This window comes from Catellatospora paridis (assembly GCF_009720365.1).
GTDB lineage: Bacteria > Actinomycetota > Actinomycetes > Mycobacteriales > Micromonosporaceae > Catellatospora > Catellatospora paridis.
Genome location: NZ_WBZD01000044.1, coordinates 16986 through 41566 on the forward strand (window position 1 = coordinate 16986; position 24581 = coordinate 41566).

At 72.3% G+C, this 24581-nt stretch carries 30 protein-coding genes; 4 read left to right on the forward strand and 26 right to left on the reverse strand.

The window, feature by feature from the left end:
• Positions 1–109 precede the first annotated feature (109 nt).
• From F9C41_RS38665 to F9C41_RS38715, 12 genes are all read right to left on the reverse strand, one after another.
• Entirely contained in the window at positions 110–991 is an 882-nt protein-coding gene (locus F9C41_RS38665) for an LLM class F420-dependent oxidoreductase (RefSeq protein ID WP_155391820.1), read from the reverse strand.
• Positions 992–1018: 27 nt separating this feature from the next.
• On the reverse strand, positions 1019–1126 hold the full coding sequence (locus F9C41_RS42255) for a DUF6893 family small protein (RefSeq protein ID WP_407924779.1): 108 nt from the start codon (positions 1124–1126) through the stop codon (positions 1019–1021).
• A complete protein-coding gene (locus F9C41_RS38670; RefSeq protein ID WP_155391821.1) occupies positions 1123–1698 on the reverse strand; it encodes a hydrogenase maturation protease in 576 nt (191 codons plus the stop codon). Before F9C41_RS38670 ends, F9C41_RS42255 begins: the two co-directional genes overlap by 4 nt.
• Positions 1695–3143, reverse strand: coding sequence for a hypothetical protein (locus F9C41_RS38675; RefSeq protein ID WP_230690338.1), 1449 nt, complete (start codon positions 3141–3143; stop codon positions 1695–1697). The genes F9C41_RS38670 and F9C41_RS38675 overlap by 4 nt, the downstream gene beginning before the upstream one ends.
• A complete protein-coding gene (locus F9C41_RS38680) occupies positions 3125–3811 on the reverse strand; it encodes a DUF6084 family protein (RefSeq protein WP_155391822.1) in 687 nt (228 codons plus the stop codon). The genes F9C41_RS38675 and F9C41_RS38680 overlap by 19 nt, the downstream gene beginning before the upstream one ends.
• Positions 3804–4499: a DUF5947 family protein gene (locus tag F9C41_RS38685; protein WP_155391823.1), complete on the reverse strand. Its 696-nt coding sequence runs from the start codon at positions 4497–4499 to the stop codon at positions 3804–3806. The genes F9C41_RS38680 and F9C41_RS38685 overlap by 8 nt, the downstream gene beginning before the upstream one ends.
• Before the next feature lie 67 nt (positions 4500–4566).
• On the reverse strand, positions 4567–5136 hold the full coding sequence (locus F9C41_RS38690; protein WP_155391824.1) for a hypothetical protein: 570 nt from the start codon (positions 5134–5136) through the stop codon (positions 4567–4569).
• 70 nt (positions 5137–5206) lie between these two features.
• Positions 5207–6979: a nickel-dependent hydrogenase large subunit gene (locus F9C41_RS38695; RefSeq protein ID WP_155391825.1), complete on the reverse strand. Its 1773-nt coding sequence runs from the start codon at positions 6977–6979 to the stop codon at positions 5207–5209.
• Between the two features lie 70 nt (positions 6980–7049).
• The gene (locus F9C41_RS38700; protein ID WP_155391826.1) at positions 7050–8105 is read right to left on the reverse strand and encodes an NADH-quinone oxidoreductase subunit B family protein; all 1056 of its coding nucleotides are present in this window, start codon (positions 8103–8105) and stop codon (positions 7050–7052) included.
• A complete protein-coding gene (locus tag F9C41_RS38705) occupies positions 8068–8826 on the reverse strand; it encodes a D-sedoheptulose-7-phosphate isomerase (RefSeq protein WP_230690339.1) in 759 nt (252 codons plus the stop codon). The genes F9C41_RS38700 and F9C41_RS38705 overlap by 38 nt, the downstream gene beginning before the upstream one ends.
• Positions 8823–9068 carry a HypC/HybG/HupF family hydrogenase formation chaperone gene (locus tag F9C41_RS38710; RefSeq protein ID WP_155391827.1) on the reverse strand — a complete coding sequence of 82 codons (246 nt, stop codon included), beginning with the start codon at positions 9066–9068 and terminating at the stop codon, positions 8823–8825. The genes F9C41_RS38705 and F9C41_RS38710 overlap by 4 nt, the downstream gene beginning before the upstream one ends.
• The gene (locus F9C41_RS38715) at positions 9065–9745 is read right to left on the reverse strand and encodes a phosphoheptose isomerase family protein (RefSeq protein WP_155391828.1); all 681 of its coding nucleotides are present in this window, start codon (positions 9743–9745) and stop codon (positions 9065–9067) included. The genes F9C41_RS38710 and F9C41_RS38715 overlap by 4 nt, the downstream gene beginning before the upstream one ends.
• Before the next feature lie 130 nt (positions 9746–9875).
• On the opposite strand from F9C41_RS38715, the gene F9C41_RS38720 reads away from it, so the two are divergent.
• The gene (locus F9C41_RS38720) at positions 9876–10628 is read left to right on the forward strand and encodes a SanA/YdcF family protein (protein ID WP_155391829.1); all 753 of its coding nucleotides are present in this window, start codon (positions 9876–9878) and stop codon (positions 10626–10628) included.
• 171 nt (positions 10629–10799) lie between these two features.
• Positions 10800–11726: a phosphotransferase enzyme family protein gene (locus F9C41_RS38725; RefSeq protein ID WP_155391830.1), complete on the forward strand. Its 927-nt coding sequence runs from the start codon at positions 10800–10802 to the stop codon at positions 11724–11726.
• Between the two features lie 52 nt (positions 11727–11778).
• Here the strand turns inward: F9C41_RS38725 and F9C41_RS38730 are convergent, their stop codons facing one another.
• From F9C41_RS38730 to F9C41_RS38795, 14 genes are all read right to left on the reverse strand, one after another.
• On the reverse strand, positions 11779–12612 hold the full coding sequence (locus F9C41_RS38730; RefSeq protein WP_155391831.1) for an SDR family NAD(P)-dependent oxidoreductase: 834 nt from the start codon (positions 12610–12612) through the stop codon (positions 11779–11781).
• An 88-nt stretch (positions 12613–12700) separates the two neighbouring features.
• Positions 12701–13351, reverse strand: a complete 651-nt coding sequence (locus F9C41_RS38735; RefSeq protein ID WP_155391832.1) for a phosphatase PAP2 family protein — start codon at positions 13349–13351, stop codon at positions 12701–12703.
• A gap of 63 nt (positions 13352–13414) precedes the next feature.
• Positions 13415–14050, reverse strand: a complete 636-nt coding sequence (locus tag F9C41_RS38740) for a MerR family transcriptional regulator (protein ID WP_230690340.1) — start codon at positions 14048–14050, stop codon at positions 13415–13417.
• Between the two features lie 137 nt (positions 14051–14187).
• On the reverse strand, positions 14188–14652 hold the full coding sequence (locus F9C41_RS38745; RefSeq protein ID WP_120315524.1) for a bifunctional nuclease family protein: 465 nt from the start codon (positions 14650–14652) through the stop codon (positions 14188–14190).
• A 136-nt stretch (positions 14653–14788) separates the two neighbouring features.
• Complete coding sequence (ftsR, locus tag F9C41_RS38750) at positions 14789–15526, reverse strand: transcriptional regulator FtsR (RefSeq protein ID WP_230690341.1); 738 nt, start codon at positions 15524–15526, stop codon at positions 14789–14791.
• Positions 15523–15963 carry an FHA domain-containing protein gene (locus tag F9C41_RS38755; RefSeq protein ID WP_120315525.1) on the reverse strand — a complete coding sequence of 147 codons (441 nt, stop codon included), beginning with the start codon at positions 15961–15963 and terminating at the stop codon, positions 15523–15525. Before F9C41_RS38755 ends, ftsR begins: the two co-directional genes overlap by 4 nt.
• A 166-nt stretch (positions 15964–16129) precedes the next feature.
• The gene (gene gcvH, locus F9C41_RS38760; RefSeq protein ID WP_120315526.1) at positions 16130–16507 is read right to left on the reverse strand and encodes a glycine cleavage system protein GcvH; all 378 of its coding nucleotides are present in this window, start codon (positions 16505–16507) and stop codon (positions 16130–16132) included.
• Positions 16508–16550: 43 nt separating this feature from the next.
• Positions 16551–17561: a DUF881 domain-containing protein gene (locus F9C41_RS38765; RefSeq protein WP_155391833.1), complete on the reverse strand. Its 1011-nt coding sequence runs from the start codon at positions 17559–17561 to the stop codon at positions 16551–16553.
• 8 nt (positions 17562–17569) lie between these two features.
• Entirely contained in the window at positions 17570–17902 is a 333-nt protein-coding gene (locus tag F9C41_RS38770; RefSeq protein WP_155391834.1) for a small basic family protein, read from the reverse strand.
• Positions 17899–18810: a DUF881 domain-containing protein gene (locus F9C41_RS38775; protein WP_155391835.1), complete on the reverse strand. Its 912-nt coding sequence runs from the start codon at positions 18808–18810 to the stop codon at positions 17899–17901. The genes F9C41_RS38770 and F9C41_RS38775 overlap by 4 nt, the downstream gene beginning before the upstream one ends.
• A 64-nt stretch (positions 18811–18874) precedes the next feature.
• A complete protein-coding gene (locus tag F9C41_RS38780) occupies positions 18875–19489 on the reverse strand; it encodes a CDP-alcohol phosphatidyltransferase family protein (protein ID WP_407924780.1) in 615 nt (204 codons plus the stop codon).
• 208 nt (positions 19490–19697) lie between these two features.
• Positions 19698–20855, reverse strand: coding sequence for a cellulose binding domain-containing protein (locus F9C41_RS38785; RefSeq protein WP_155391837.1), 1158 nt, complete (start codon positions 20853–20855; stop codon positions 19698–19700).
• A gap of 169 nt (positions 20856–21024) precedes the next feature.
• Positions 21025–22149, reverse strand: coding sequence for a hypothetical protein (locus F9C41_RS38790; RefSeq protein ID WP_155391838.1), 1125 nt, complete (start codon positions 22147–22149; stop codon positions 21025–21027).
• A 149-nt stretch (positions 22150–22298) separates the two neighbouring features.
• Positions 22299–22769, reverse strand: coding sequence for a YybH family protein (locus F9C41_RS38795; RefSeq protein WP_196280151.1), 471 nt, complete (start codon positions 22767–22769; stop codon positions 22299–22301).
• 239 nt (positions 22770–23008) lie between these two features.
• Between F9C41_RS38795 and F9C41_RS38800 the strand changes: the two genes are divergently transcribed.
• Together F9C41_RS38800 and F9C41_RS38805 are read left to right on the forward strand one after the other, a co-directional pair.
• Positions 23009–23596, forward strand: coding sequence for an alpha/beta hydrolase (locus tag F9C41_RS38800; RefSeq protein ID WP_155391840.1), 588 nt, complete (start codon positions 23009–23011; stop codon positions 23594–23596).
• A gap of 13 nt (positions 23597–23609) precedes the next feature.
• Positions 23610–24578 (forward strand): helix-turn-helix transcriptional regulator, encoded by a 969-nt coding sequence (locus F9C41_RS38805; RefSeq protein WP_155391841.1) that lies wholly within the window; start codon positions 23610–23612, stop codon positions 24576–24578.
• The last annotated feature ends 3 nt before the right edge of the window (positions 24579–24581 follow it).

The following is a 24581-nucleotide window of genomic DNA, read 5'->3' on the forward strand; positions in this document are numbered from 1 at the left end:
GGGGGGGGGCGCCGGGGGGGGGGGGGGCCCCCCCCCCCCCCCCCGGGGGGCGCCGGCGCGGGGGGGCCCCCCCCCCGCGGGGGGGGGGGGCCCCCCCCCCGAGGCCGGGTCAGGCCTCCAGCGGAAGCGCGGCGGCCAGGCGCCGCCACTGCTCCCGCGGCAGGCCGGGCTCGCCGGTCACCACCTGCACCGCCAGGTGATCGGCGCCCGCGTCCAGATAGGCGGCGGCGCGGCGGGCGACGGCCGTCTCATCGCCCATCGCGAACACCGCGTCGAGCAACCGGTCGCTGCCGCCCGCACCGAAGTCGTCCTCCGTGAAGCCCAACCGCAGCAGGTTGCTGGTGTAGTTGGGCAGCTGCAGGTAGAGGGCGAGATGACCGCGGGCCGCCGCGCGGGCGCGAGCCCGGTCGGTGTCGAGCACCGCCTTGAACTCTGGCGCGAGCACGGCGTCCGCGCCGAGGATCTCCCGGGCCTGGGCGGTGTGCTCAGGCGTGACGAGATAGGGGTGCGCGCCCGCGGCCCGGTCGCGGGCCAGCGCCAGCATGCGCGGGCCGAGCGCGGCCAGCACCCGGTCCCGCACCGGCACCGGTTCGGGTGCGGAGTCCAGCGCGGACAGGTACTCCGTCATCGCCGTGTACGGGTGTGCGTAGTCCTCGGCGAGCCGGCTGTGGCTCACCCCGAGTCCCAGCACGAAGCGGCCGGGGAAGTCGCGCTCCAGTTCGGCCCGTTGCGCGGCGACCTCGGCGGGCCCGTGCTCCCAGATGCTGAGGATGCCCGTGGCCACCGTCATCCGGGAGGTCGCCTGCAGCAGCGGCCGCGCGTACGTGGCCGGCGGGCCGCCGCCGAGCCAGAGCGTGCCGTAGCCCAGCTCGTCCAGTTCGCCGGCCGCGTCGGCGAACTCGCCGGTCAGCGTCTCACCGCCGGAGCGCAGCGCCTCGGTCCACGCCGAGCTCCAGACGCCGATCCGACCCCATCGATCATGCCGTGACACGGCACCTCCTCACCTGAAACCGCCGGATCACATACTGCGGATCTTGAGATACCGCTTCACGTCCGGAAACGTCCGCACCAGCACCGCCGCTACGCCGGCCAGCACCAGCCCCGCCATCATCTTCTTGACCGTCATACCCGTACCCCTGTCTCTCGATCCTCTTCGACCGGCGGCGCGGCGAGCAGCCCCGCCGGCAACGGCAGCGCGCCGGTCAGCGCCGCCTGCCCCGCCTCCCACAACTGCCGCACCAGCGCCATCGCGGGCTCCACGGCGGCCTCGACCGGCGGGCTCAGCCCCATCCGCTCGCTCAGATCGGCCGGCTCGCAGCCGACCAGCAGCACCCGGCCGGGGGCGCTGCCGCAGCTGTCGAGCAGGTCCAGCACGCGCTGCGGCTGCATGCCGTGCGGGTCGAGCAGCACCGGGCCGTCGTCGGCCCGCCCGGCCGCCCGGTCGGCCGCGCTGATCTCCAGCAGCCGCACCGTGCCCGGCGCGTCACCCCGGCAGTCGACGTCGATCAGGATGGTCGCGTCGTAACCGGCCATCAGGTCGTACGCCAGATGGACGCCGCGGATGCCGTAGTCGGCCACCCGCAGCCAGGTCGGGCACGGCCCGGCCAGCAGCCGCGAGGCCACCTCGACACCGAACCCGTCGTCGCCGAGGAAGATGTTCCCCAGCCCGGCGACCAGCACCTTGCGCCGTACGGTCATGCCCGCTCCTCGCTCCTCGCCGATGCGGCCCCGGCCGCAGTCGTCCGCTCGTTCGCGGACACCACCGTGACCTCCTCAGGGGCGAAGTAGCGGAACCGGCCCTGCAGGATCTGCAGATCTGCCGCCGGATCGTCGTCCAGCGTCACGGCCAGGTGCGTCGAGCCGTCCACGTCGAGCAGCACCGCCTGCACGGTGGCGACCCGGTCGACGAGGAACATGTCCTGGGCGTCGCTGCGGCGGCCGCCCGGGTGCAGGCGCACCCGGCTCCCCTGCCCGACCGGTATTCCGTCGATGACCACGGTGTCGGTCGACGGGTCGACGGAGGAGTCCGCGCCCGGGTCCCACCACGGTCGATCGGTGCCGAACACATCGACCGGCTCGGCCGCGGGCACCGGGCGCAGCTGCCGGATCGCCCCGTGCAGCCGCTCGAACACCTCCGGCGGCAGCGTCTCGGCCCGGCCCAGCAGCGCGCCGCCGCGCGGATCGGTGGCCCGCACCTGGCGCTTCTCCTCGTCGGTGAGGGTGAGCGTGCGCAGCACGAGCAGCTCGTCGATCTCCAGGGCGTCGAACATGTCGCCGGGGCTCTCGGGGGCGACCACCGGGTGGTCGTACAGGATCACCGGCGCGGACAGCATCACCTCGCGGCTGCCCTCCGGGCCCAGCATGACCGGCCAGGTGCGCACGTTGCGGCACTCCTGCACCGCGGTCTTCGCCCACTCCGGCGGGTCGAGCAGGGACACGAAGTTGCCCGCGGTCAACGCGAACACGCTGTGCGCCGCGATCAGCGAGTGGCGCAGCGCCTCCGGCCGGTCCAGCCCGCTCGCCCGCTCCGGCTGACGCGAGCCGACGATGCCCTTCCTTGCCTCGGTGTGGTTGGTGACGGTCGCGGTCAGGCGGAGGACGCCGTAGGGGCCGGGAAGTAGTTGGGCGTGCAGGCGCAGTTCGCCGTGGAGGGGGTGGCGTTCGCGGTGGACTCGGACGGATGGGCAGAGCTGCTCGGTGTCGGTGCTGCCGGGGATGTCGAAGGTGTGCCGGTGGTCGGGAGCGCCGACCAGGTCGGCGGGGGTGAGGACGAGGTCGACGGACTGCTCGACGGTCTCGTCGAAGGGAAGGTGGACGACGCCGTCGACCTCGGCGGACGGGACCGGGTGCCAGCCGTCGGCGGAGTCGGTCTCGACGGTGCGGGACTGGGCCTGCAGGAAGCGCAGCCGCCAGTGCAGGCGTGCGCCGGGGCGCGGCTCGGCCAGCAGCTGGGTCTGGCACCAGGTGTACTCGCCGAGCGCGTCGTCGGCGTACGCGGGCGGCACCAGCACGCCGAACTGCCAGCGCAGCTGGTTCTTCGCGGCGGAGGCGCGATACGGGTAGAGCAGGTAGCCCTCGTAGAGCACCGCGTCGGCGACCGCGCGGGCCTGCTCGAACGGGTCGCTCAGCGCGGTGTCGGGCACAGGCCGTCCTCCTTCGACGGGTCGTCCTCGGCCGCGGCCTGTGCCGCCAGCAGGGTTGTCAGCAGCTCGTCGGCCGTGGGCACGGCGTGGCGGGCCTGGTGGCGCAGCAGCGCGTCGACGGTGTCCCGGCGCAGCCGCAGCCACGCCGTGTCCGGGAAGTACAGGTCCATCAGCTCGCGCCAGACGGCCACCGGCAGCGCGTACGCCGCCTCCCGGTCCCACGGCACCCGCCCCACCTGCACCCCGGCCCCGCCCGCCGGCGCCTCGAACAGCGTGCCGCTGAACAGGAACGTCATCGGGACCGTGCCCTCGGCGAGCGCGTGCAGATACTTGCCCAGCCCGGGTTCGAGGTCGTACGTGCACGGCACCATGAGGTCGAATTCGGTCGTGCCGGTGAACCCGGGCACGGTCACGCCGACGGTGGCGAAGTGCAGCGCCTGCATGCTGGTCGCCCAGCGCGCGGGCGCACCGAACACGTAGTCCAGGCCCGGCGCCTCGGCGTCGGAGTAGGTGCGGGCGCGCGGGTCGATGCGCAGCTGGCAGCTGAGCACGAGCGCGTGCACGCGCACCCCCTCCGGCGCGGTGATCCGCAGCCGGAAGCGCAGCGTCGGCCCGGCGGCCCACGGCAGCGCCTGCGCGTCCACGCAGGCGAACGTCAGCTCAGCCATGCGCCGACCCCACGGGCGTGCCGGCGTGCTCGCGCACCTGTTCCTGGGCGTTCTCGCGCACCTGGGTCAGCCAGCCCTCGATGGCCGCCCAGGCCTGCTCGCCGCCGTCGAAGCCGCGCCAGTGCAGACGCACGAGGCCGACCAGGCGGTAGCAGACGTCGACCGGCACCACGTACGCCTCGGGGCCGTCCGGGGACCGGTGCAGCAGCAGCGCCACCACGTCGGCCGGCAGTTGCGCCGTGTACGGGTGCCGGGCCAGCACTTTCACCCACGCCTCGGGCGGCAGCTGCGACTCGGTCGCCCCGGCCGGGCTCGGGTACAGCGCCACCGGCCGTCCGAGCGCGCTGTCGACGATCACGAACGTCAGCCGAACCGGCACGTCCAGCGCGGCCCAGTCCAGGTCGGACAGCGGGAAGTCCGGCAGCGCCAGGTGCTCGCGCGGCACCGCGGCGAAGCGGCGCGGCCCCTGCTCCTGGTGCGCAGCGGACCCCGACGGCGGGTCCGCGGGCACGAACAGCAGGTAGCACGGCCGGCACACGCACGGCAGCGACCGGCCCGACAGGTCCGCCAGATGGTCATGGTCAGCCGGAATGGCGGCCGCGCACAGTTCACAGCGTTCCTGCGCCGCCGGCGCAGCGGCGGCAGGCGGCGCGGGCGCGGTCAGATACCGCCGCAGACCGGCGGTCATGACCGGTGCTCACGGCGCCCGGCGGGGTGACGAGCCGCCGGGCGCGTGATCGGATCGCGGCGCGCGGTCATACGGGCGCGCCGGTCGGCGCCTTCGGCCGGTGGCCGATCTGCAGCAGCTTCGGCTCCGGCGCGGCCTCCTCCAGCACCACCTCGACGATCTCCGGCGCGGCCTGCTGCACCAGCCGGGAGACCGTGTCGCTCACCGGCTCGGCGGTGCTGCCGCAGCCGCTGCCGCAGCCACCCCCAGCGGTCGCGATGCGCGCAGTGCCCGCGGCGTCGATGTCGACCAGGGTGAACTCGCGGCCGAGCCGCCTACGGGCCCGGTCCAGCGCGACCAGCACCCGTTCCTCGATCGGGACCGGGTGCAGGCCGTACAGCGCCAGCAGGCCGCCGACCAGCTCGTCCTCGGCGAGCACGCGCAGTTCCTCGGTGACGCCGGGCACGGTGACCAGGCCGTCGAGCAGCCGGGCCAGCCCGGCCTCGTTGAGGTGCAGCAGCTCGCGGACCACCCCGTCGGCGGCGGCGCGGGCCACCGGGCCGCCCGCGCTCTCCACCTCCCCGAGCAGTCCTTCGACGCGTACGCCCACCGTGTGCGGGTCCAATACCAGAACTCGGTCCATGTGCTGGTCACTCATGCCGCCGCCTCCGGCGTCGTCATGAGGCACCCTGTGCCCATGATTCGCTCGCTCCGCTCGCTCATGGGGATCACACCGCACCGGAGGCGAAGGCGTGCGGGGTGTGCAGCTTCTTGAGCACCGAACCGTTGCCGGTGTACATGTGCACGCCGCAGGGCAGGCACGGGTCGAAGCTGCGCACCGCGCGCATGATGTCGATGCCCTTGAAGTTCTCCTGCGAGTTCTCCTCGAAGATCGGGGTGTTCTGCACCGCGTCCTCGTAGGGGCCGGGCGTCCCGAAGCGGTCGCGCACGCTGCCGTTCCACGGCGTCGGCGGGTATGGGTGGTAGTTGGCGATCTTCCCGTCGCGGATGACCATGTGGTGCGACAGCACTCCGCGCACGGCCTCGGTGAAGCCGACGCTGTTGGCGTCCTTGGGCACCTTGAACGGCTCCCAGGTCTGGGTGCGCCCGGCCCGTACCTCACCCAGCGCCTTCTCGCAGGCGTGCAGCGCGACCGCGGCCGCGTACGCCTGGAAGTAGGTGCGGGCGCGGTTGCGCTCCAGCGCGTTGCTCCACTTCGGGATCTTCCACTCGAAGGTGGCTTCCGGCTTGGTCAGCGTCTTCGGTAGGTTGATCACGACGCTGTGCCCGGTCGCCCGGACGTAGCCGATGTCGACCAGGCCGGACAGCGCGGTGGACCAGAGCCGGGCGATCGGGCCGCCGCCGGTGTCCAGGGCCAGGTGGTCGCTGCCGTCGAACCAGCGCGGCGACATGACCCACGAGTACGCCCCGTCGAAGTCGCGCTTCTGCGGCCGGGGCAGGGTGTGCTGGTTCCACGGGTGGCGCACGTCGACCGGGTTGCCCAGCGGGTCCCGCTTGACGAAGACCTCCTGGCCCTGCCAGTCGTCGTAGTAGGAGCTGCCGAGCAGGATGCGGATGCCGAGGTTGATGTCGACCAGGTCGTTCGTGATCAGTTTGCCGTCGACGATGACGCCCGGCGTCACGAACATCTTCTTGCCCCACTCGCTCATCCGCCCGTAGGAGAAGTCGCAGTGGTCGGGGTCGTTGAACGCGCCCCAGCAGCCCAGCAGCACCCGCCGCCGGCCGACCTCCTCGTAGCCGGGCAGCGCGTCGTAGAAGAAGTCGAACAGGTCGTCGTGCATGGGCACGACCCGCTTCATGAACTCGACGTAGCGCATCAGCCGGGACAGGTAGTCGGTGAACAGCTGCACCGTGGCGACCGTGCCGACGCCGCCCGGATACAGCGTGGACGGGTGCACGTGCCTGCCCTCCATCAGGCAGAACATCTCTCGGGTAGACCGGCTGACCTGCAGCGCCTCGCGGTAGAACTCGCCCTCCAGCGGGTTCAGCGAGCTCATGATCTCGGCGATGGTCTTGTAGCCGTGCTGGGCGGCGTGCGGCGCGGGCGTGTTCTTGGCCTTCTCCCACACACTCGGGTTGGTCTCCCGGACCATGCGCTCGCAGTAGTCGACCCCGACGAGGTTCTCCTGGAAGATGTTGTGGTCGAACATGAACTCGGCGGCCTCGCCGAGGTTGACGATCCACTCGCCCAGGTGCGGCGGCTGCACGCCGTACGCCATATTCTGGTTGTAGATCGAGCAGGTGGCGTGGTTATCCCCGCAGATGCCGCAGATCCGGCTGGTGATGAAGTGGGCGTCGCGCGGGTCTTTGCCCTTCATGAAGATGCTGTACCCGCGGAACACCGACGAGGTGCTGTAGCACTCGACGACCCGCTTCGCCTTCCAGTCGATCTTTGTGTAGATGCCGAGGCTGCCGACGATCCGGGTGATCGGATCCCACGACATCTCGACTAGGCCCTCCGCGGCCGCCTGCGTCGCCATGCTCGTTGTCACGCCTTTCTGGTCAGGCTGTGTCACGGGTCGCCCGCCGGTGCGGGCTCCCTGCCGCTGGTCAGCGGTGGTAGCCGGTGGTGAGTTCGGTGCCGCGGTGGCGCCACTTGGGCTCCTTGTCCACGGTCTTGCCGGTGATGTTGCGCAGGCGGCGGATCATCGCGCCGTAAACGCCGCTGCCGGCCGAGGAGACGGTCGCGCCGGGCGGCTCGTCCATGAACGGCATGAACTTGTCCGGGAAGCCCGGCATGGTGCAGCCGATGCAGATGCCGCCGACGTTGGGGCAGCCGCCGATGCCGTTCATCCAGCCGCGTTTGGGCACGTTGCACTTGACGACCGGCCCCCAGCAGCCGATCTTCACGATGCACTCGGGCGTGCCGTAGTGCGTGGCGAACTGGCCCTGCTCGTAGTAGCCGCCCCGGTCGCAGCCCTCGTGCACGGTCATCCCGAACAGCCACTGCGGGCGCAGCTTGTCGTCCAGCGGGATCATCGGCGCCTGCCCGGCCGCCTGGTAGAGCAGGTAGGTGATGGTCTCGGCGAGGTTGTCCGGCTGGATCGGGCAGCCCGGCACGCACACGATCGGGATGCCCGCGGTCGAGCGCCAGTCCCAGCCCAGGTAGTCGGGCACGCCCATGGCCCCGGTCGGGTTGCCCGACATGGCATGGATGCCGCCGTACGTGGCGCAGGTGCCCACCGCGAGCACCGCGAGGGCCTTGGGCGCGAGCCGGTCCAGCCACTCGCTGGTCGTGATCGGCTGCCCGGTGGCCGGGTCAGTGCCGAAGGCGGCCCAGTAGCCCTCCTCCTTGATCGACTCGTTCGGAATCGAACCCTCGACGACGAGAACGAAGGGCTCCAACTCGCCCCGGTCAGCCTTGTGGAACCAGGCCATGAAGTCGTCTGCGCCGCCCTCGGGCCCGCACTCGAAGTCGATCAGCGGCCAGTGCACCGCGATCTTCGGCAGGCCCGGCAGCGCGCCGAGCGCGATCTCCTCGATGCTGGGCTGGGTCGCGGCGGTCAGCGCGACCGAGTCGCCGTCGCAGCTGAGCCCGGCGTTGATCCAGAGAATGTGGATCGGCTGCTCATCGGCCTGCGCAGGCTGCGCCTGTGTTGCGGTCATCTGCGAACACCCCCTGTGCCGCCGACGGGCGGCTGTCCGCGCCGACCACCCCCAACTCCGCCACGGTCAGCTCCCACAGCACGTGGCAGGCGGTGGTCTGCGCTTCCTGGATGCGGTGCACCGACGGCGACCGCACGACGAATAGGTGGTCGACGACGCCCGGCTCGGCCAGCCGTCCCCCGCCGCCCCCGCTGAACCCGACGGTGACCATCCCGCAGCGGCGCGCCCGGTCGAACCCGGCGATCAGGTTCGGCGAGTTCCCGCTGGTCGAGAAACCCACGGCCACGTCACCGGGCCGGGCGTGCGCGGCCACCTGGCGGGCGAACACCGCCTCCACGCCGACGTCGTTGGCCAGCGCGCTGAGCACGGCCACGTCGGCGCTGAGCGCGTACGCCGAAAGCGAAGGCGCGCCGTAGCCGGCCGGCGGGGCCGCGAACAGGTCGGCGCAGGCCTGGGCGTCGGTCGCGCTGCCGCCGTTGCCGAACGCGAACAGCCGCCCGCCCGTGTCCAGCGCGACCGCCAGGTCCCGGGCGCAGGCCGCCAGCGCCTCGCCCTGCTCGGTGAGCACCTGGGCGCGCAGCAGCGCGGCCTCGCGCAGCTTGCCCGCGGTGGAGACGACCAGTTCCGCCGTTAACGCGTCCACGGTCGGCGCCGGTTGGGCGTACAGGAACGGGTACAGGGCGCCCAGGTGCGCCGGGGCGGCCCGGCCGGCAGTGCTCACCCGGCCACCTCCGGCAGCACCCGGATGGCCTCGCCGGCGTGCACCAGCACCGTGTCACCGGGCCGCGCGCTCACCAGCGCGACACTGATCTCCTCCGGCCCCGCGCCCGCGTCGGCCAGCGCCAGCCCGCCGGCCAGCAGCAGCACCACGGTCGCCGGGACGGCGGTGTCCGAGCAGGTCACACAGGACTCGCCGGCCCGGTCGCCCACGGCCCGCAGCTCCGCCGGAAGGGCGTGCCTCATGGCGTGGGCCCGTCCGGGCCGTGTTCCAGCAGCGCGTGGGTCAGTTCCCAGAGCAGGTGGTATGCCGAGACCTGCAGCTCGCGCAGCACGAGCGGGTCGTCGGCGGGCAGGGTGAGCAGGTGGTCCACCGGCGGCCCGGCCCAGAACCGCCCGGCCAGCGCCACCGTGAGCAGCCCGCGCTCGCCCGCAGCGGCCAGTGCCGCGGCGACCGGCCCCGCCTCGCCCGGCCGCTTCTCGTCCGGCCGCTTCTCGTCCTGCAGTTTCGGGGAATCTGCGCCTTCGGCCGATCGCTTGAGCGCAGTTTCCCCGAAACTGCAGAGCGCAGCAGATACCGCACCACGCGGCGGCTCGCCGTCCCGTCGCGCCGGTGCGTCGCACACGGCCAGCGCGAGGTCGCCCGGCGCCGCGTGGCTTAGCCGGAAGGCGGCGCGGTCCGCGCGGTGGGCGATCGCGGGCAGGGCGCGTTTGCCGACGATCACCGGGTGCACGAATTCGACCGCGATGTGATGGGCGTCGGCGTCGTCGTGCCCGAAGGCGTGCAGCACGCCGCCCGCCCGGAACCGCCGGGCCATCGCCGCGGCCGCTGCCACCAGGTCCGGAGCAGACCCGGCCAGGTCCACACCGGGCCGCTCGCGCCGCTGCGCGAGCGCCGTGGTGAGCACCGCGGCCGCGGTCATACCTGCCCCCCGTGGCTAGGTTCCGTCCTGACTCACCATAGCGGCCTTATCACCACAAGAGCCGCGAATCGCCCTACCCTCCCCGGGCGCGGGTGGCGCGGCGTGGCGGGGGTACGCGATGATGCGGCGCATGACGTCCGACCAGGAGCAACCCGAGTCCGCGCCCGAGGACGCCGCGGCGGAGCCCGGCCCGGCCGACGCCCGGACTCCCGCACGCGGTCGCCGGCGCTGGTGGCGGGTCACCCGCCGCGTCGTGCTGCTGAGCGTGCTCGCCGCCCTGCTGGCGCTCGTGGGCAGCATCGGCTGGGTGCGCTGGCAGGCCTCCGGGCACGTGTACGCGATCGACGACGTACCCGAGGCCCCGGTCGCCCTGGTGCTGGGCGCGCAGGTGCACGACAACGGCTCGCCCTCCGGATTCCTGGAGGCGCGGCTGGACATCGCGCGCCGCCTCTACGAAACCGGCAAGGTGCGCGCGGTGCTGGTCTCCGGCGACCACGGCCGGTGGACCTACGACGAGCCGGACGCCATGCGCCAGTGGCTGATCGAACGCGGCGTGCCGGACCGCAAGGTGGTCGCCGACCACGCCGGGTTCGACACGTACGACTCCTGCCAGCGGGCCGTCCGCGTGTTCGGGGTGCGGCAGCTGATCGTGATCACGCAGAGCTACCACATCGACCGGGCCGTGGCGCTGTGCCGCGACGCCGGCATCGAGGCCACCGGGGTGGGCGACGACACCGCCCGGCGCTTCGGCACCTTCTGGACCAAGGCGGTCGTCCGCGAGCAGGGCGCCTGCGTCAAGGCCATGCTGGACGTGGTCACCGGCCGCGACCCGGTGTTCCTGGGCCGCCACGAGACCGGCGTCGAGGACGCCCTGCGCGACTAGGTCGTGCTTCCTAAGGCTGGCCTGGTGCGGGTCTGGTTTGGTCACGATGTGGTGTCCCCGTGGAGCAGATACCCGCCGCTCGGGCGGACCTGACCGATACCGAGTGGGTCGTGCGGGCCGGCGGAGAAACGCCGCCCGGAATGCGGTTGTCGCAACTCGGATACTGGACGCATGTCTGACGTGCTGCGGTCTCTTGCCCGCCCCGAGGTCCTCGGCAGGTTGGTCGAGCGGGAGTGGGGTGTGCCGGTCGGGCAGGTGGTGCTGCACCGGTCCCTGGCCAACGACGTCTACCGGGTGGACCCGGGCCACATCCTGAAGGTCTACCGGCATGGCTGGCGAACTCCGGAGGAGGTCGCGTGGGAATGCGACCTGATCACGCATCTGGCCGATGAGGGCATACCGGTCGCGCCGGTGACGCGGCGTATAGACGGCGCGATGAGTGGGGTGTGGCAGGCCCCGGAGGGGCCTCGTCCGCTCGTTCTGCTGGAGCAGATCGCCGGGCGCCGTCCTGAACCGCCATTCGCTCCCGGTCTGCACCGGGCGCACGGGCGCCTGATGGCCCGGATCCATGCCTCGGGCGACTCGTTCGTCTCCACGCACCGCCGCCGACCCCGTGATCTGGCCACGATGCTGGAGGAGCCCCTGGCTCAGGTGGTCCCGCTGCTGTCGGGGGCCGACCGGGACTCGGTGACGCGGATCGCCGCCGCAGCCCGCATCGGGTTGACGGACAACCCGCCGACCTGGGGTGTCTGTCACGGCGATGCGACCATGGACAACGTCCTGGTCGTCGACGGAACTGACGCCGAACCTGATCTCGTGGTGTTCGACTTCGACCTCGCCGGGAAGGGCCACACCGCGTCGGACTTCCCCTTCGGTGTGAAGAACTGGGAGCACTTCCTCGCCGGCTACACCGAACTGCGGCCGGTCACCCCTGCGGACCTGGCAGCCGAGCCGTGGATCGACGCCATCGCCCTGATCGCCCGTCTCCGGTTCCATCTGATCGCGAAACCCGCCTGGCGCGGCGCGGAGTCTAAGGCCGAAGGCTGGCTGGACCGAACCCTGTCCGAGCTGCGGGAACTCGCCGACCGACAGCTGTGAGATGGTATTGATCTCGAAGCTGGCGACCTGACGACGACGGGCTTCGCCCGGCTCAAAGGCCCGCGGAGACGTGCAGCCGGGCCGCGGTGACGTCCTCGAACTCCTTCATGCGGGCAGCCAGGGCCATGGTGAGGAACTGCCCGGCGTCCTCGCCGATCGGCAGCCGCAGCGGCGGCTCGGCGAGCCCGGCCAGGCGGTGCACCGCCTCGGCGAACAGCTCCGGCGGGTTGAGCTCCGGGTTGCCGTGCATCGCCCGCAGCCCGGCGATCATCGGTCCGGCGACCGGCGCGTAGGCGTCCACGCGCTGCCTGGGCAGGGCCGCCGACGTGCCGTACAGGGTGCTGAAGCCGCCGGGTTGCACGATGGTGACCTTCACCCCCAGGTGCGCGGACTCCTGCGCCAGTGACTCGGCCAGGCCCTCCAGCGCGAACTTGCTCGTCGTGTACGCCGCCAGTCCCGGGAACGGCACCGCGCCGGCGACCGAGGAGACGAACACCGCGTGCCCGCCGCCCTGCGCCCGCCACAGCGGCAGCACGAGGCGGGCCAGCCGCCACGGCCCGAAGACGTTGGTCGCGAACTGCGCCTCCAGCTCGCCGTCGGAGACCTCCTCCACCGCGCCGCACTGCCCGTATCCGGCGTTGTTGACGAGCACGTCGACGCCGCCGAAGCGCTGCGCCGCGGCGTCCACCACGGCCGCACAGGCGACCGGGTCACACACGTCCAGAGCCTGCACGAGCACCGTGTCCGGGTGCCGGTCGGCCAGGTCGGCCAGCGTCTCGGGCCGGCGGGCGGTGGCCACCACCCGCTCACCCGCCCGCGCCAGCCGCTCCACCAGCGCCCGGCCCAGCCCGGTCGAGCATCCCGTCACCAGCCAGCGTCGTGCCATCGGTGCCACCCCTCGCGTTCTGACGGCCCGCTGCGGACCGTTCGGGTGACCAGACTGGCAGCGGATATAAATGCCCGGCAATGTAAGATTACGGACGGGAATGATTGCGCCACGTTGCGTGAGTCACGATCGCGAGCGGTACGCCGACCAGCGCGACCAGCCACCCGCCGAGCACATCGGAGGGCCAGTGGACCACCAGCGCCACCCGGCTCGCCCCCACCAGCACCGCCCAGCCGCCGACCACCGCCACCAGCCCGAGCCGCTGCCAGCGTGCCCGCAGCCGGGGCCAGACCAGCACGAGCAGCAGCAACGCCGCGGTCGCGAAGTGGCTGGTGTGTCCGGACGGATAGGACCAGCCGGCCGCCCAGGCCAGCATGTCGTCGGGCCGGCGCCGGGCCACGAGCGCGTGCACGGTCAGGCGCAGCGCCGCGCTGGCCACCACGGCGGCGCACACGAAAGCCAGCTGCGCCAGCAGCCGGCGGCGCAGCAGGAGCCCGAGCGTGAATGCGAGCACCGACAGCAGCACCACGGTGTCACCGGTGCGGGTGACCGCGGCCATCACCGCCCGCCACATCGGATACTCCAGCGCGAGCCGGTGCGCGGCCGCGCTGACGACGGCATCCTGCTCGACCAGCGGGGGCCAGGTGGCCTCGACCGCGACGGTCAGCAGGGCGTACCCCGCCACGGCGGCAGCGGCCGTCCACAGCCAACGGCGGCGCGCGTCGATGTGCACCAGCATGGTGATTTCTTACCGCCCGGCGGTGACGCCGGTCACCCGGGGGTCCCCCGGTGGGCCGCGACCTCAGCCCGCGCGGCGGCGGGCCCGGCGCGCGGCCAGCTCGTCGGTGACGCCGAGTGGCAGCACGGCCGGCGCGAACGGGGTGACCGTCGCCTCCTCGACCTCGGTGCCGCGTTCGGCGGGCAGGTGCGACAGCGAGCCCTGGATCTCCTTGAACGCGCCGCCGATGGCTATGCCGAACACGCCCTGCCCGCCCTGCAGCAGGTCCACGACCTCCTCCGGCGAGCGGCAGTCGTACACCGAGGTGCCGTCGGAGATGAGCGTGATGGTGGCCAGGTCGTCGGCATCGTAAGCGCGCAGCGTCTCGATGGCGCGGCGGATGTTCTGCAGCGACACCCCGGCGTCCAGCAGGCGTTTGACCACCTTCAGCACGACCAGGTCGCGGAACGAGTAGAGCCGCTGGGTGCCCGAGCCGGACGCGTCCCGGATGCTCGGCACCACCAGCCCGGTGCGGGCCCAGTAGTCCAGCTGCCGGTAGCTGATGCCGACCGCGTGGCAGGCCGTAACGCCCCGATAGCCGAGCGAACCGCCCTGCACGTCCGAGTCGGCATCCTCCGCCACGCCGCCGCGCAACGCGGCCGCACCGCCGGGACGACCTGGGTCACTGCCAGGCGACTGCGGATCATGGAGCTGGTTCATGCGACTACCTCCCGCCGAGTGTCGACCTGGCCAGCCTATAGCGGATGGTGCCGACCGGCGGGGAGGCAACGCTGCGACACGCCACATTCGAGTCCCGGAGCGTCACTTTTCAGTGACTGGGTCGTTAGCGGTGCCCGCTAGCTCGCGAAGTCCTCCGGCCGGACCTGCTCCAGGAACTCCCGGAACTTCTCGACCTCGTCCTCCTGCTCGTCCGGGATGATGATGCCGGCCTCGTCGAGGACCTTCTCGGCACAGCGCACCGGGGCGCCCACCCGCAACGCCAGGGCGATCGCGTCACTGGGCCGCGCGGACACCCGCACCGAGTCGCCGATGAGCAGGTCGGCGTAGAAGATGCTGTCCTTCAGTTCGACGATCTCCACGGCCTTCAGCGGCGCCGACAGCGCCTGCAGCAGGTCCCGGAGAAGATCGTGGGTGAGCGGCCGGGCCGGCTTCACGCCCTGCTGCTCGTAGGCGATCGCCGTCGCCTCCACCGCGCCGATCCAGATCGGCAGGTAGCGGTCCCCCTCCACCTCACGCAGCAGGACGATCGGCTGGTTGGTGGGCAGTTCGACCCTTACCCCGATCACGCTCAGCTCGCGCACCGTCTCGCCTCCGTCGCGTCTGCCTGGGGCCGGTGTCCTTCGGGTCCGCCTCGCGGCGAACCTTGTGACACTGCCTCTCAGCCTCTTCTACTGCACGCTACACGCCCACGTGCACCCTCGGCTCGTACGACCGCCGTCAGCCGCCGAGCGCGTCGTTGAGCCCGGAACGCAGCAGCGCCACGTGCAGGCGCTGCGACAGAACGGTCAGCTCACGCATCGCCTCGGCCGCCCGCGCGCGGGCCGTGGGGTCCTGCTGGCGCATCAGCGGGGCCACCAGCTGTGCGTAGAGTCCGGCCTCCCGGTCCGCCGCGACCCGGTACGCGCGCAGGTGCCGGGGCTCGACGCCGTACTCGGCGAGCTGGCCGGCCACCTCGGCGACCGCCAGGGCGTCGCCGTCGAACCACTCCCCTGCCCGGGCGGTGACCAGCCCGTGCCGCTCCAGGTCGGCCAGCAGCGCCTCGGTGATCCCGGCGCGGTGGCACAGCTCCTGGCGGCGCAGGCGCTCGTCGACGGGCTCCGCCACGGCCTCGGGCCGGTGGTCGTCGCCGACCGCGACCAGGGTCGGGCGCACCTGGGTCAGGTGGGCGCCTTCGGACAACTGCTCGCGGATGACGCGCAGGGGCAGATACTGGTCACGCTGCGCGGCAAGGATGAATCGCAGCCGCGCTACATCGTCGCGGCTGTATTTGCGGTAGCCGGACGACGTCCGCTGCGGCTCCACCAGACCCTCCGTCTCGAGGAACCGCAACTTCGAGATGGTGATGTCCGGAAAGTCGGAACGCAGCAGCCCGAGCACCTCGCCGATGCTCATCAGCGCCTGTGCCCGCGCCGCCCCGTTCCCGCCGCCGGCCGACGCCGGCACCGCAGCTGTCATGCCTCCTCGGCGCGCGGGCCGGCCACGTAAAGCAGGCGGAACTTGCCGACCTGCACCTCGTCGCCGTTGTTGAGCGTGGCCGACTCGACCCGCTCCCGGTTGACGTACGTGCCGTTGAGGCTGCCCACGTCGCGCACGGTGAAGGTGGACCCGTCCCGGTGGAACTCGGCGTGCCGGCGCGAGACCGTCACGTCGTCGAGGAAGATGTCGCTGTCGGGATGACGGCCACTGGTCGTCACATCGTGGTCGAGCAGGAATCGGGCGCCCGCGTTCGGGCCACGACGCACCACCAGCAGGGCCATGCCCGGCGGCAGCTGTCCCGAGACCCGCCCCGGGACTACGTCAGACTCCGGCCCTTCCAGCGCCTCCTCCAAGGAGCCGAGGTGCAGGGTCGACGTGACGTCGAGCTGGGGGAACTCGTCGTCTGGTCGCGTCATCGGACCACCTCACGGTCATATCGGCCACGTATCCGTGGAACTGCTATGGGCACCGGGTAGGGCGTTACTCGACGTCAGCGGCGAGCTTAGGGGGCGAGCCTAGCGACCCTGGAAATGAAGGGTCAACCGGACTCGCTGGTCCCGATTCACGCCCCTGAATGAAGGTTCAGCTCTGGGTCAGCTCACGGTACGCTGCCGCGTCGAGAAGCGCATCCAGCGCGGACGGATCGGCGATCTCGATTTCGACGAGCCAGCCCTCGCCGTAGGGGTCGGTGTTGATGAGGTCGGGCGAGTCGACGAGGGTCTCGTTGCGCGCGGTCACCGTGCCGCTGAGCGGGGCGTAGATCTCCGACACGCTCTTGGTGGACTCGACCTCGCCGAAGGACTCGCCCGCCGCGACGACCTGGCCGGTCTCCGGCAGCTGCACGTACACGATGTCGCCCAGCGCGTCCTGCGCGAAGTGGGTGATACCGACCCGGACCGACCCGCCCTTCGTGGTGACCCACTCATGCTCGGCGGTGTACTTCAGGTCCTCAGGAATCACGGTCGTGCCCTTTCGCTCCAGGCCGTCGTGTGGCCTCTGCCCGTCAGGAGACGGGCTTCGCGTACTCCAGGTTCGGCGTGCCCCGCACCGCGGTGATGTCGACCGGATGCGGATCACTGACGATCACGTTACCGCCGTCGCCGGTCACGTCGTCAACCACCCCGCCGCGGAACTCCATGGCCTTGTTCAGGTCTTCCGGGCCGATCGCGGTCACCGTGTACGGCCCGGTCAGGCGTACGCCGTCGACCTCGATGCCACCACCGCCCACGTCGACGAAGTGGGTCGACGCGATCACCCGCACGGAACCGCCGTTCCCGTCGACCTGGATCGCCTCGGCCCCCGCCCCGCGCAGCTCCTGCACCGCGTTGAGCAGGTGGTTCGCGGTGATCGGCCCGGCGCCGTCGGAGAAACGCAGCGTGATGCCCGTGCCCTGGGCCTTGAGCGTGCCCGCCAGGATGCCGATGTCGTCGGCGCGCTCCTGGGCCTCCTTGAGGACCTGCTCCCGGCTGGACGCGCCCGAGGCGAGCTCGCGGCGGGTCGCCTCGAGCTCGGCGATGTCCTGGCGCAGCCGGTCCGCGCGCGAGTCGAGGTCGGCGAGGATGACGTAGAGGTCCTCCTCGCGCAGCGAGTTGTAGCCCTCGTCCGCCGAGTTGCTCTTGAGCTGGACCGCCAGCGTGAAGCCGAGCAGCACCAGCAGCAGGCCGATCAGGGCGCCCGCGCCGCTGATCCGCTTGCGCACGCCGTCGCTCGGGGAGTCCGTATCCGGCTCGGGCCGCTCGGCGGGAGCCTGGTCACCCGACACCGCGGAGCCGGCCTCGTGCGCCGCGCCCGGCACCGCGGGGTCGGAGATCTCGGCCGCCGGGGACTCGTCGACCACCGCCTTGTCCGCCGCGGGCTTGGCTGACCTGCCTGTCGAGGGCTTGGCTGACCTGCCCGCCGAGGTCCCGGCCTCCGGGATCTTGGCGGTGGGAGTGTCGCCGGCCTCGCCCGCCAGGGGCACGGTCGGCTCGTCGCCCGGCCCGGGGCCGATTGGTTGCGTCTTCTCGTCGCTCACCGCTGCACCTACGCCTTGAACAACCGGCGCCGGATCGCCGCCACGTTGCCGAAGATCCGCACGCCGAGGACGACGACCACGCCGGTGGACAACTGGACGCCCACCCCCAGCTTGTCACCGAGGTACACGATGAAGCCCGCGACCAGGACGTTGGAGACGAACGAGATCACGAACTGCTTGTCGTCGAAGATCCCGTCGAGCTTGGCGCGCACGCCGCCGAAGACCGCGTCCAGCGCGGCCACGACGGCGATCGGCAGGTAGGGCTGCAGCGCGTCCGGGACGGTGGGGTTGAGCACGACGCCCAGCACCACTCCGGCGATCAACGCCAGTACTGCGATCACTTGCCACCTCCCGAGGGCGAGGTTGAGGGTTTCGGTGTGCCCGAGGGCGACGGCTGCGGCACGTGGGCGAACTGCAGCCGCGGCATCACCGCCGCCGGCAGCTCCAGGTCGTTCTTTTCGTCGACGTCGAAGCCGAGCTCCAGACGTTTGTCGTCGCGCAGCTTGCGGTAGGTGTCCGCGGTCCCGGTGTCGTTGAACTTGTCCGCCATGTCGGACGGCCCGATCGCGGCCACCTGGTACGGGCCGATGATGTGCGCGTTGCCGATCAGGATCGCCGAACCGGCGGTGCGGATCGGCGTCACCGAGGTCAGCCGGCGGCCGTTGACCGAGATCGCCTCGGCGCCCGACGCCCACAGCGCGTTCGTCACCAGCTGCAGGTCCAGGTCGAGGATTCGGGCCAGCCGCTCGGTGCCCGCGTTGGGCCCGTCGGAGAGGGTGACCACCACGCCGTCGCCGGAGACCTTGCGCAGCCCCGTCGCGGCCTCCAGCTCGCGCAGGCGGCCGATGGCGGTGTCGTCCAGCGCCTGCTCCCGCAGCCCGTTGACCTCGTCCTGGAGGCTCTCGGCGCGCTGGTCGAGCTTGTCGGTGTCCGTGGTGCGCCGGTTGATGTCCTTGATCAGTTCGGTGCGGGTGGTGGCCCGGGCCGGCGCCCGCGCGACGACCTGCAGGTAGGCCACCGCGAGCAGCACGCCGATGACCACGCAGGCGACCACGGTGAACCCGCGGCGCGTCCACCGCGTCGCCGACGGCAGCGGGCCGCGCTCACGGCGGGCGCGAGCGGCATCGGTGTATCCGCCGTCGAGCGGGTCCTGGAACAGGTCGGTCAGCATGTCCGTCTGCCAGACCCGCTGCCCCGACGGCGGCGTCGACACCGGCCGCTCCGGCTCCCGATCGGGGCCGGTGCTCATGCCCTATCCTCGCCGCGCTCGCCGGCGGCATCGCGGAGCCCGCCGCTGCGCTCACTGCGCTCGCTCATGCCGCCACCTCGCGGGAACGGCGCACCACGGCGGCGAACTGCACCAGGTAGAAGATGCCCGCGATCCAGTACAGCACGATGCCCCACCAGCACAGCGCCCAGCCGCTGGCGTAGGCGATGTCGTGCACCGCGCCCGTCGGCACGGCCCAGGCCAGCAGCAGGACCGGGAAGCCCATCAGCAGGATGAAGGTGGCCGTCTTGCCGAGGTAGTGCACCGGCAGCGGGCCGTAGCCGAGCTTGCGCAGCACCGGGAAGGTCAGCATCAGCAGCACGTCGCGGGCCAGCAGCGCGACCGTGAACTGCCAGGGCACGATGTCGCGCACGGTGAACGCGAGCAGCGTGGCCAGGATGTAGAGGCGGTCGGCGGCCGGGTCCAGCAGCTCGCCGACCCGGCTCACCTGGCCGAGCCGGCGGGCCAGGTAGCCGTCGATCCAGTCGGTGGTGCCGCCCAGGCCGAGCACGACCACGGCCCAGCCGACCTCGTCGGCGACCAGGAAGAGGTAGAGGAAGATCGGCACGCCGAGCAGGCGGGCGAAGCTGATCAGATTGGGGATGGTGAGGACGCGGTCGCGCGATGGCACGCGAGCATCGCCCAGCGGCTGCTGAGCCACCGAGGCCTCCCCTCCGCCGCCGGCCACAAAAGCGACAGCCGGCACAGGCCGGCCGCATTCGCCCGAATCTCCGGACATGATCCGCCGATTCACGACCCCCAGTTGTACCACGTTGCCGCGGGCGGCTGCCGACACGGCCGCAGGCGTCGGCGACGGTGCGGGAAAAGGGCGCACCCGCAGTACGGGTACGCCCTTTTTGTCCTTTTTATCAGAGCGCGGTGCAGACCGGCACCGGGGTGCCGTTGGTGCCCTGGTAACTGGCGAGGAAGCCGGTCGCCGTGCCCGCGCCGGGCGACAGCAGGCCGTTCCAGCTGACGTTGAGCGCGGTCACGGTCGAGCCGCTCTGGGTGTACTGCCCGTTCCAGCTCTGCGAGATCACCTGGCCGTTGGGGAAGGTGAACCGCACCGACCAGCCGCTGATCGGCACCGTGCCGTTGTTGACAACCCGGAGCTCACCCTGGAAGCCGCCCGGCCACTGCCCGATGATCACGTACGTCACCGAGCAGGACCTGCTCGTGCCGCCCGACGGGGACGGCGACGGCGGGCGCGACGGGCTCGGCGACACCGACGGCGAGGGCGGGGCCGACGGCCTCGGCGAGGCCGACGGGGACGCCGACGCCGACGGGGACGGCGGGTTCGACGGCGTCACGCCGCTGAGCGCCGCGGTCAGCGCCGGGTACCAGCGGTCCGACATCTTCTGGTCGCCGGCCGCGTTGGGGTGCACGCCGTCGTAGGTGTCGGTGGCCGTGCTGAAGCCGGTCCACTGGTCGACGACGGTGATCGGCGACTGCGCGGTGGTCTTGCCCGCCGCCCAGGACGGGATGGCGTTGTTGAACGACACCACCCGCGCCGCACACTCGGTGCAGCTGGACGGGTTCATCGGAATGATCTTCGCCACCAGGATCTTCATGGCCGGGTTGCTGGCCCGCATCTGGTCGACCAGCTTGCTGAAGGCCGTCAGGATCTGCGTGTTGGGCAGGTTGGACCACACGTCGTTGGTGCCGAAGTGCATCAGCACGACGTCGGGCAGGGTCGCCGACAGCCAGCCGACGAGCTGGTTCTGGTTGGCCACGTTGGTCGCCAGGAAACCGCCGTGGCCTTCGTTGTCGCCGTCGTGCGCGACCCCGCAGCCCTGCGCCGGCAGCGTGCCGACCATGTCGATGTTGGTGTAGCCGGTGCTCTGCAGCCGGTTCCACAGCGTCGCCCGCCAGCAGCCGGGCGAGCCGGTGATCGAGTCGCCGAGCGCCATGATGCGGGTCGGGGCGGCGGCGGCGCTGCCGGTGGGAGCTGCGACGACGACGGCCGTCGCGGCCACGAGTGTGCCCAGCAGCGCCATCAGCGCCGCCCTCACGGTGGGCCTGGACATGAGCGAATCCCCTCACTGGGACGCGCGAAGACACCCGCCGCCCACGCGGAGACCCCACGCTGGTACGAGACAGAACGTCGATGCGGCACGGCGCAGTCGACGAGATCAGGGTGCGGCCCGGCTCCCGGGGGCCGTCAGAGCCCACCGTCGATATTAGAGGGCGCGGCGGCTACCGCGAAACCGAGCTGACCAACAGCACGAACAGCAGTGCCACCGCGACGATGCCGACACACGCCGCCACCAGCACCAGCGTGTGCTGCGGCAGCCGCCGCGCGACCGGTGCCGCGGCATGCCGCCCGACGCGTTCCGGCGCGGCGGGCGCCACGGCCGGCTCGTTCAGGTACGGCGGCAGGTACACGGTCGTGCTGAACGCCGGCGCGGCGAGCACCGACGGCGGCTCGTACCCGGCCGGGGTCAGGTGGTCCCACAGCGCAGGGGCCTGCTCCTCCGGCTCCGGCTGCGCCCAGGAGTCCGCCGGGGCCGGTCCTGGCCGCTGCTGTGGCACGGGGTCCGGGAGCGCGTCCGCAAGCGAGGCGGGTGACCGGCGCTCGGCTCCTCCGGCGAGCTCGACCGGGGAGATCGGGGCGTCCGGGATCAGGCCGACGCCGCACCGGTGCCGCGGATCGGCGACGGCGCGCCCGGCCGCGGTGATCATCGTGTGCACCGGGTCGGCGGGGTCCAGCCCCGTGGCGTACTCGCGCGCCTCGGCCAGCAGCTCGTGCGCGTCGTTGAAGCCGCCGCAGTCGCGCCACATCGCGGCCAGGCGCAGCTGCATGCGCAGGCCGACCGGATGCGCCGCGCCGTGCGAGCGCCGGTGCTCGTCGATGACCGTGGCCAGGCGCAGCCGCGCCGTCACGCAGTGGCCCTGCGCGTGCTCGACGGTGGCCAGGTCGCCGCGCGCGGCCAGCACCCGGTCCGAGTCCGCGCCGTCGAGCTCGGAGTACGCCGCGATCAGGTCGAGGTAGCGCTGCACCGCGCGGGCGTGCACGCCCACCCTCGCCAGCACCGCGGCCAGCAGCCCGAGCGCGTGCAGGGTGCGCCGGTCGCGCTCGCCGTAGAGCGTCCGCGACGCCGCGAAGCCGTAGGCGGCCCAGCCCCGGGCGGCGTACGGCTCGCCGAGCCCGAGCAGCACCCCGGTCTGCAGCACCACCGCCTCGGCGACGACCGCGGTGGCCTGGGCGGGGTCGGCGGGCACCGTGCCCAGCGCCGCGGACAGCAGGTCGTGCGCGGCCGACAGCGTCCCGGCCGCGATGTGCTCGCGCGCCCGTGCCACCACGTGCTCTCCGACCGGCATCGCCGCGCGCACCCCCTCGTCACCCGACCGCGGACCGCCACCATGCCGCGTGGAGACCCTCGGGCGCCAGCCCTGGGAGGGTTACGTCACCAAGCTGACCCGCCACCGCCGACCGGCGAACGGTCGGCGGTGGCGGCGGGGACGCCCGGTCAGACCACCGGCAGCGGCGAGCTGACATCCAGGATGATCTTCCACTGGCCGCGCTCGCGGACGAAGGTGAGCGCGTTGTAGAAGTGCTGCTTGAAGCCCACCGACGGGATGGCGAGGGTGAAGTCGACCACCAGCGTCGCACCGCGGCAGCCGTCGACGACCTTCTTCACCTCCGGGAACGTCGCCGTGAAGGCATAGGTGAACAGCCCGGTGAAGTTGGCCTGGATGGCGGCCTTGTCCTTGCGGTACGCCCCGTTGGAGCCGATCTGCACCGCCTCGTCGTGGTAGTACGACATGACCTTGGGCAGGTCCTTGGCCAGGAACACCGCGTCGAAGTCCGCCACCGCGGCGTCGAAACTCCGTTCGCAGCCGCGCGCCGTGTCACCCTTGCCCGCGCCCGCGGCGCCGGGCACCGCCAGCAGCACCGCCAGGCCCAGCGCCGCCATTGCCGCCGCATACCACTTGCGCACGTTTCCTCCAGCAGTCCAGGTGAGACAGTCGCTCACATCGACCACGATCATAAGAAGGCGATCGATATACGCACCTTGGACGATCAGCCCGACAACCCGGCACGGTCGGCGGCCACCTCGGCGCGAAATCGGGACCCGGCACGGCACACGACCGGTGTAGGCCGCCGGGACCCTAGCGCCGGCCTCGCCCCGAGTCGGTGCGGGCGTCACCCGAACGTGAACCGACCTACTATCGGCGCATGACCCGCCCGGCGACCCCGAATCCCTGGCCGCGCACGACCGATCGGCACCACGGCGACCCCGACCGGATCGCGATCATCCTGCCCGGTGGCGGCTACACGCCCGCCAGACCGCTGCTGCACCTGGCCCGCATCGTGCTCGCCCACCACGGCTGGAGCGTGCAGGAGCTATGGTGGCAGCCGCCGGCCACCCCGGATCTCGACGAGCGCGCCGCCTGGGTCGTCACGCAGGCCGTCGCCGCCGTCGAGGCCGAGTCCGCGAAACGGATCATGCTGGTCGGCAAGTCGCTGGGCACCCTGGCCGCGCCGGTCGCCGCCGAACGCCACCTGCCCGCGATCTGGTTCACCCCGCTGATGTTCCACGCCTCGGTGGTCGACGCGCTCGGCGCGACCACCGCCCCCACCCAGCTGGTCGGCGGCGGCGGGGACTTCTCCTGGGACCCGCGACTGGCCGACGACCTCGGTCTGCCGTGCCTGGAACTGCCCGGCGCCGACCACTCGCTGGAGAACCCCGACGACCCGGTCCGCAGCGCGGAGAACCTGGTCCGCGTCACCCGCCGCCTGCACGAGTTCGTGGGCGGCCTGTGACCGGCTTGCGCCGGTGAAGGCATCACGACTCGTCTCGCTGCTGCTCACGCTGCAGCAGCGGCGTTCGGCGCGGGCCGCGGAACTGGCGCAGCTGTTCGAGGTCTCGGTGCGCACCGTGTACCGCGACGTCGCCGCGCTGCAGGCCGCCGGGGTGCCGCTGTGGACCGAGCCCGGCCGCGCCGGCGGCATCCGGCTGCTGGAGGGCTGGCGCACCCGGCTGGACGGGCTCACCGGCGCCGAGGCCGCCGCGCTGTTCGCCGGGGCGGCCCCGGCGGCGCTCGCCGAGCTGGGGCTCGGCTCGGTGCTGCTGGCCGCGCAGGCCAAGGTGCTCGCCACGCTGCCCGAACCGCTGCGCGACCGGGCCCGGACCATCGCCCAGCGCTTCCACCTGGACGCGCCCGGCTGGTTCCACCGCGGCGAGGAGCTGCCGCACCTGATGAGCATCGCCGAGGCGGTCTGGGAGCAGCGCCGCGTCACGGTGCGCTACCGGCGTGCCGACGGCTCGGTGCGCCGCGTGCTGGAGCCGTACGGGCTGGTCCTCAAGGCCGGGGTCTGGTATCTCGTGGCCCGCGTCCCCGACGCCGATGCGGTGCGCACCTACCGGCTCGGCCGGGTCACCGCCGTCGAGCCGGGCGGCGAGACGTTCGCGCGGCCGGCGGAGTTCCAGCTCGCGCAGTGGTGGGCGGCCTCGGCGGCCTCGTTCGACCGCACCCTGATCCGCGACCGGGTCCGGCTGCGGGTCAGCCCGCACGGTCTGCGCCGCCTGCCCTTCGTCACCGACGCCGCCCGCGACGAGGCCGTCCTGCACACCGGCCCGCCCGACGACCAGGGCTGGTGCGAGGTGGAGCTGGCCGTCGAGTCGCCCCGGGTCGCACTGACCCAGCTGCTGCCACTGGGCGCGGACGTCGAGATCCTGGCTCCGGAGCAGTTGCGGGCCGAGTTCGCCGCGGTCGGCGCCGCGATCGCGGCCCGCAACGCCTGACCC